The sequence below is a fragment of the Streptomyces sp. NPDC048417 genome (assembly GCF_040651615.1).
In the GTDB taxonomy this organism is placed as follows: domain Bacteria; phylum Actinomycetota; class Actinomycetes; order Streptomycetales; family Streptomycetaceae; genus Streptomyces.
In genome coordinates this window covers 26938-33368 of record NZ_JBEZKI010000058.1, presented here as the reverse complement: position 1 = coordinate 33368, position 6431 = coordinate 26938, and the positions used below count along the sequence as shown (strand labels likewise).

4 protein-coding genes are annotated in these 6431 nt (G+C 70.7%); all 4 read right to left on the bottom strand.

The features are described from left to right. Positions 1 to 54: 54 nt before the first annotated feature. Entirely contained in the window at positions 55 to 981 is a 927-nt protein-coding gene (locus AB0D59_RS49200; protein ID WP_362579106.1) for an alpha/beta hydrolase fold domain-containing protein, read from the bottom strand. Positions 982 to 1077: 96 nt separating this feature from the next. Then, entirely contained in the window at positions 1078 to 1701 is a 624-nt protein-coding gene (locus AB0D59_RS49195) for a TetR/AcrR family transcriptional regulator (RefSeq protein ID WP_362579103.1), read from the bottom strand. A gap of 205 nt (positions 1702 to 1906) precedes the next feature. After that, complete coding sequence (locus AB0D59_RS49190; RefSeq protein ID WP_362579100.1) at positions 1907 to 4255, bottom strand: glycoside hydrolase family 3 N-terminal domain-containing protein; 2349 nt, start codon at positions 4253 to 4255, stop codon at positions 1907 to 1909. 43 nt (positions 4256 to 4298) lie between these two features. After that, a complete protein-coding gene (locus AB0D59_RS49185; protein ID WP_362579097.1) occupies positions 4299 to 6431 on the bottom strand; it encodes a hypothetical protein in 2133 nt (710 codons plus the stop codon).

Genomic DNA, 6431 nt, shown 5'->3' with positions numbered 1-6431 from the left:
CTTCCGGCCCCCGACCTGGGGGGTGGCGGGGCCCTTCTCCATGCCGGAGACCGGTCAGCCGGACAGCGCGCTCGCGAAGAAGTCGAGCGAGCGGTCGACCTCCTTGAGGGACGGGCCTCGGTTCAGGTGTCCGTGTGGCATACCCGCCGCGAGATAGGTCCGGACCGGGACACCGGACTCCGCCAGTTGCCTGGCCAGCAGGTCGCCGGACGGCCGGAGGTCGTCGTACTCGGCGAGGACGATGCCGGTCGCGGGAAGGCCGTCGAGGCTCGCCGCCCCGGGCATCGCGGCCGCGGGGAGGTCGGTCAGGCGGCCCACGTAGTTGCGCACCATGTCCTCGATCGACTCGGTGGTGAACCGCAGGAGCGGCGGCAGGTCCCGCATCCCGGCCGCGGTCTCGTCGTCCAGCGCCGGGGTCGGGAAGTGGACGAAGGGATAGGCGAGCAGCAGGGCGTCCGGGCGGCGTTCATCCTGGTCGCGGAGCCGGATCGCCGTGGACAGGGCGAGGGCGGCACCCGCACTCGCTCCTCCCAGACCGACGGGAACGGACTTCGGCCGGACGGTTTCGGCGAGCCAGAGCCAGGCGGCGTGCGCGTCGTCGACGGGAACCGGATAGCGCGTGCCGTCCACGGCCAGGCGGTAGTCGACGGAGATCACCAACGCCTCGGCGCGGGCGGCGAGTTCGGCGGATACCACATGCGCTTCCGGCATCTCGAGATTGCCGCCCGTGAAGCCACCGCCGTGCAGCCACAGCAGTGCGCGGCGGGGCTCGTTGCGCGGGGCGTAGATCCGGACGGGGACCTCCCCGTGGGGTCCCGGGACGGTGCGGTCCTCGACCGAGACGTCCGGCATGCTCCACTCGTCCGGATCGCTGAAGTACTCCATGAACCGGGCCATGGCCTCCGGGTCGGCCTGGGCGTCCTCCCAGCTGAGGCCCTCGAGAAGGCGCGACTTCTCGGCGAGGAAAGGATCGAGTGGCATGGGTGCTCCCAGAGGGTCGATTCGCCAAAATCTATCACTCAATAAAATTCAGAGCCAGAGACTACCGGGCAGCAGCCGGGAAGGGTTGAGCACGGGTCAGCCGGCCGGCTTCTCCTCCTGCCCGGAGCCGGCCGAAGGTGCCAACATCCGCGTGAACGTCTCGGCGATCGCCGCGATGTCCACGGTGGGGTCGTGCATCCACTGGATCTGCAGGCCGTCCAGCACCGCAAGCAGCGCCCTGGCCAAGTGGTCAGCGGGTTCGTCGGCCCGGATCACGCCGGTCCGCTGCCCCTCCTCGAAGTCCCGCGTGACCTCGCCCGCGAGGCCCCGGTAGCGCTCGGTGAAGTAGTTGTGCGCGGGGCTCTCCGGATCGGTCGCCGCCGCCGAGAGCGTCACATACAGCTTGGCGAGCCCAGGGTGTTCGGTGGTGTGGCGGGTGCTCGCCACCATACCGTCGATCATGGTCTCGCTCTCTCCGGCGGTACCGGCGAACGCCTTGCCCACCACATCTCGCCGCTCCAGAACCGCGAGCAGCAGGTCGTCGCGCGTGGGGAAGTAATACGTCAGCGCCGGCTGCGTCACCCCGACCCGGTCGGCGATGTCCTGCAGGGAGGCTCGTTCTCCGTGCTCGTCGATGGCCTCGTAGGCGGCCTGGAGGATCTGCTCCCGTCGTTCCGCGCTCTTGCGGTACGGGCCTCGCGGCTTTCGCTGGTTCGTCACTCGTCAGACCGTACTTCACCTTGTTCTGCGGCGAGTCAGCGTTTGGCCTGCGCTGTTGTGCCGCGGAAGCCGTGCCAGCCGCACGCCACCGGCACGAGGGCGCGGCAGAGCGGACGCGCTCACCGGTGTCGGTGGCGCGCCCACCCTGCCTCCCCGGGGCGACCGGCTGAGGGTGTGTCAGGGCACCGGTGGCCGGCCGGCCGTTCTAACCGACCGTGATCGTCGCGGCGCAGGGGAGTGCGTCGGCGGCGAGTCCGGCCAGTACGGTGACGTCGCCCGGCTCGATGCCGCGACGCCCGTCGGTCAGGGTGTAGTGGAGCCGCTCGACGGGGGCTTCGAGGACGAGACTCCTGGTCTCCCCCGCGGCGAGGCCGACGCGTGTGAACGCAATCAGCTGCCGCACCGGGCGGACGACGGAGGCGAACTCGTCGCGCGCGTAAAGCTGCACGACCGTCTCACCGCCCACCGCACCGGTGTTCGCCACCGTGAGCCGCGCCCGGACCACACCATCGACCAGTTCGACCGCCGGGCGGTCGTCGCTCTCGTCTCGCTCGTCGAGCGCGACCTCGAAGGTCGTGTACGACAGCCCGTGGCCGAAGGCGTAGAGCGGGCCCTGGGTGTCGAGGTCGCCGTAGCCGTGGCGAGTGCCGGTCGGGTGTTCGTAGCCGCTGCCATGATGATGGCCGTGGTAGAGGGGGATCTGGCCCAGGTGGCGCGGGAAGGTGCTGGGCAGCTTGCCACTCGGGTTGATCAGACCGAACAGGGTGTGCGCGATCGCGGTGCCCGCCTCCTCGCCGAGCAGCGGTGCGAGCAGGACGGCGTTGGAGGCCCGGGCCGCCTTCTCCAGCAGCAGGGGCCGGCCGGAGACGACCACGGTCACCAGCGGCTTGCCCGTGGCGGCGAGGTGCTCCAGAAGGTCCTCCTGGTCGCCGGGCAGGGACGGCGAGGCCGTCGACTGGCCCTCGCCCGCGGTGTTGTTGCCGACCCATCCGGTGCGTTCGCCGACGACCGCGAGGACCACGTCGGCGTGGGCCACGGCGGCCCGCACGGTTCCGGCGTCGAGGCAGTCGTCCTTCCCGAACCCGCCCAGCGACACGAACTCGACCTTCGCGTCCAGCTCCCGCACCGCGTCCAGCACCGAGGGTGCGTCGGGGTGGAGGTCGCGGGCCACGCCCTCGAAGGTGGGGTCCATGCCGGGCATGCGGGTCTGGAAGATGTCGGTGAAGTTGAAGGTCGCCGGGTCGACCCCGGGGACCTTGCCCTCCATGACCGCCATCATGCCCAGCGGCATCTCGGCGCTGGACACCGAGGTGTAGGCGCCGAAGTGGATCCGCAACTCGTCGGCGGCGGGGCCCACGACGACGATGCGGCGCTCCCCCGGTGTCAGGGGCAGAATGCCGTCGTTCTGCAGCAGGACCGTGCCGCGGGCCGCGATGGCGCGGCGGACCTCGGCGGCCTCCGCCCGGTCCGGACGCACCGCCGGCGCGGGGGGCTGCCCGAAGCCGGGAACAAGTCCGACGCGGGCCTTGATGCCCAGGACTCGGGCCACGGCCACGTCGACGACCTTCTCGTCCAGGCGCCCGGCGGCCACCTCGTCCGCCAGGGACGCGAAGTTGGCGTTGCCCGGCAGTTCGACGTCCAGGCCGGCGGACAGCGCCTGCACCGCCGCTTCGCCCTCGGTGCGGGCGGTGCGGTGGTGGGTGCGGAGCAGGTTGACCGAGTCGTAGTCGCTGACCACCAAGCCGTCGAAGCCGAGGGTCTCGCGCAGGAATTCGGTGAGCAGCCAGCGGTTCGCGGCCACGGGCACGCCGTCGATCTCGTTGTACGAGTTCATCACCGCCGACAGGCCCGCCTCCACGATCGCGCGGCGGAACGGCTCGGCGTACTCGTCGACCAGGGATCGGCGTCCGAGCTGGGTCGCCGCCTGGTTCAGGGCGCCCTCGGAGGCGCCGTAACCCAGGAAGTGCTTGCCGGCCGAGAGGACGCCGGGCTCGTGCTGCGCGCCCCGGACGAAGGCAACGGACATCTGCGCTGCCAGCTCCGGGTCCTCGCCGTACGTCTCGTGCACGCGGCCCCAGCGCGGGTCGCCGTTGATGTCCATCACCGGGGCGAACATCAGCTGGATTCCGGCGTCGAGCATGTGCGCGGACGTCACCGTCGCGGCCCGCCGGACCAGCGCGGGGTCCCACGTCGCCGCCTGCGCCCACGCCGTGGGGAACTGCGAACCGGAGGCGTGCAGGAAGCCGTTGATGCCCTCGTTGTGGACCAGGGCTCCGATGCCGAAGGGCGAGACCTCACGGACGACGTACTGGATCTGGGCGAGCAGTCCGCGCATGCTGTCGGCGTCCTGGCCCAGGAACCAGGCGAGGGACAGGTGTCCCACGCCGTGCGGACGTATGTCCTTGATACGCAGCGGTTCGACGGCGGGACCGGCTTCCGACTGCGTGAACAGATCGGCGGCGCTCAGGCCGGCGAGCTGGGCGACCTTCTGTTCCAACGTGAGCCGGGAGACCAGGTTCCGGATCTCGTCCGGGCTCCATTCACCAGTGGCCATGTCAGGTTCTTTCCTTCGGGGATGGTCGGGCGGGAACGGACGGTCAGGGCCAGGAGGTGAAGCCCTCGTGCTGGACCTGCCAGCCGCCGTCGCGCGGGAAGCCCGGGCAGTCGGTATCGGCTTCGGCGGATTCCCAGCCGGCGGCCATGAGGGACACGGCGGCGAGCAGGCCGCCGTTGGCCGGGTTGTAGAGCGGCAGGAGGCTGCCGAACTGCGGGTTGTGGCCGACCGTCGAGTACGTGTTCCTCGGGGTATCCGTGAGCAGGGCGTCCACCGCGAGGTCCGGGCGGCCGACGCGGGTGGCGGTCATCGCCATGGCGGGGAAGTCCCAGCCCCAGGCGGAGTCCCACTGCCAGTCGTCGAGTACGTCGAGCAGCGTCGCCTCCATCACGCCGGCGTCGATGAGCGGGCCGGCGGGGACGACACCGAGGGCGCAGAGCAGCGAGGGGTGGTCGTCGCGGCGGAGGTAGGGCTCGGTCGCGACTGCCGTGTAGATCCCGCGGTCCGGGTCCTGGTGCGGTGCGGCCAGGTTGTCCTGGATGCGCTGCCACTGCTTGTCGCGTTCCTGGCCGAGGCGTTCGCGCCAGGACTGGGCGATCTCCAACCCGTACCACCAGTAGGCGAGTTCGAAGGTGGGGTCCTCGGTGGTCTTCGCGTCGTAGAACTCCTGCGCGGGCATCAGGGGCGCGGGCAGGTGGTAGGTGCCGGAGCGCTCGTCGACGAAGGAGGCCATGAACCGGGCCGTCTCTTCGACGAGCTCGGCGAAGCGGGCGACCAACTCGGCGCGTTGATCCTCTGGTTGGGCGCGGTGGAGCAGTTCGAGCAGGTAAAGGGGGTGGGGTTGCTGCCAGACGAGTAGTGCGCCGATGTCCGACGGGCTCTCCCGGCCGTCCGGGCCGACGTGCTTGGGCCAGCGGGCGCCCTCGTAGCTCTGCCGCCGGGCGGTCTCGCGCGCGGAGTCGAGGATGGACAGGTACCAGTCCATGCTGCGGGCGAGCAGTTCGGGGCGCCCCCAGGTGGCGAAGTGGGCCGCGTGCCACCAGTGCATCTCCAGGTGGAACTTGCCCTGCCAGGAGTTGGCGACGAGTCCCGACTCCTGAGGCGGCAGCGAGCCTGAGCTGTTCACGGCGGTCAGGTACTGCGACAGCACGACGCGGCGCTCCAGCTCCGCCGCCCGCGAATCGGTGCTGCCCGCGAAGTCGACGGCGGCGCCCGAGGTCCAGAAGTCGCGCCACCAGGCCGCGGCGGCGTCGGCCACGGACGCGAACGTGTCGCTGCCGAGTCCCTCGTCCGACTCTTCCGACTCGTCCGGAGAGAAGCCGGCCACGAACTCCAGCGTGGTCGCCGAACCGGTCAGCTCGAACTCGTGCGGCTCCTGCGTCGCGGACAGCGTGCCCTCGGTCCAGTTCAGCCGTACCGCGTAGGCCGTGTCGTCGAGCAACCGCCGGATACGGGCCGCCTGCTCCCCCAGCCCCTCCAGTGTCGACTCGTGCCGGTCGGGCGAGGTCCAGTCGGAGGTCTGGAAGAAGCCGTCACTGGCGTAGGGGAACCTCAGGACTACACCGGCGAGGCCGCTGGCCACGAGCTCCGACTCGATACGGAAGGCGACCCGTGCGTGGTGCGGGTGGGCGACGGTGGTGACCCGCACCTCCTGTCCGGCGTACTCGAAACTGCTGGTGAGCGTGCCCGACCACAGGTCGAGCCGCTGGCGGGGGTTCGTGAGGGCCTCGGGGCGGGTCTCCGGCTCCGCACCGGGGGCGGTACGCAGTCGCAGTCCGATGCGTCCGAGATCGATCCGGTGCGGGTTCATGTGCAGCCAGGCCCCGGCGCGGAACTCCTCGGCCAGTTCGCCGCCCATCATCGAGGCCGTGTCGAACTTGTCCGGGTACCGAACGGGCCCGCGTGCCGTCTGATACGTCGACATCGCGTCGTCGAGGACGAACCCGTCGGGGTTGGGCATCGAGTGCCATCCCCAGTTCGACATGGTCGCGTTGGTGACGGCGAGCCGCTGCACGGCGAAGGCCGCGGACTGGTCGTGGTAGGAGACGAAGGTCTGCATGCCGGTGATGTCGGCGGTGTAGGCGAAGTCGCCGTTGCCGACCGTCAGGACGTGGGAGGGATCGGGGCGGGTGATCTCGACGGTGTGGCGGCGGACGAGGGATTCACGGTCGATCAT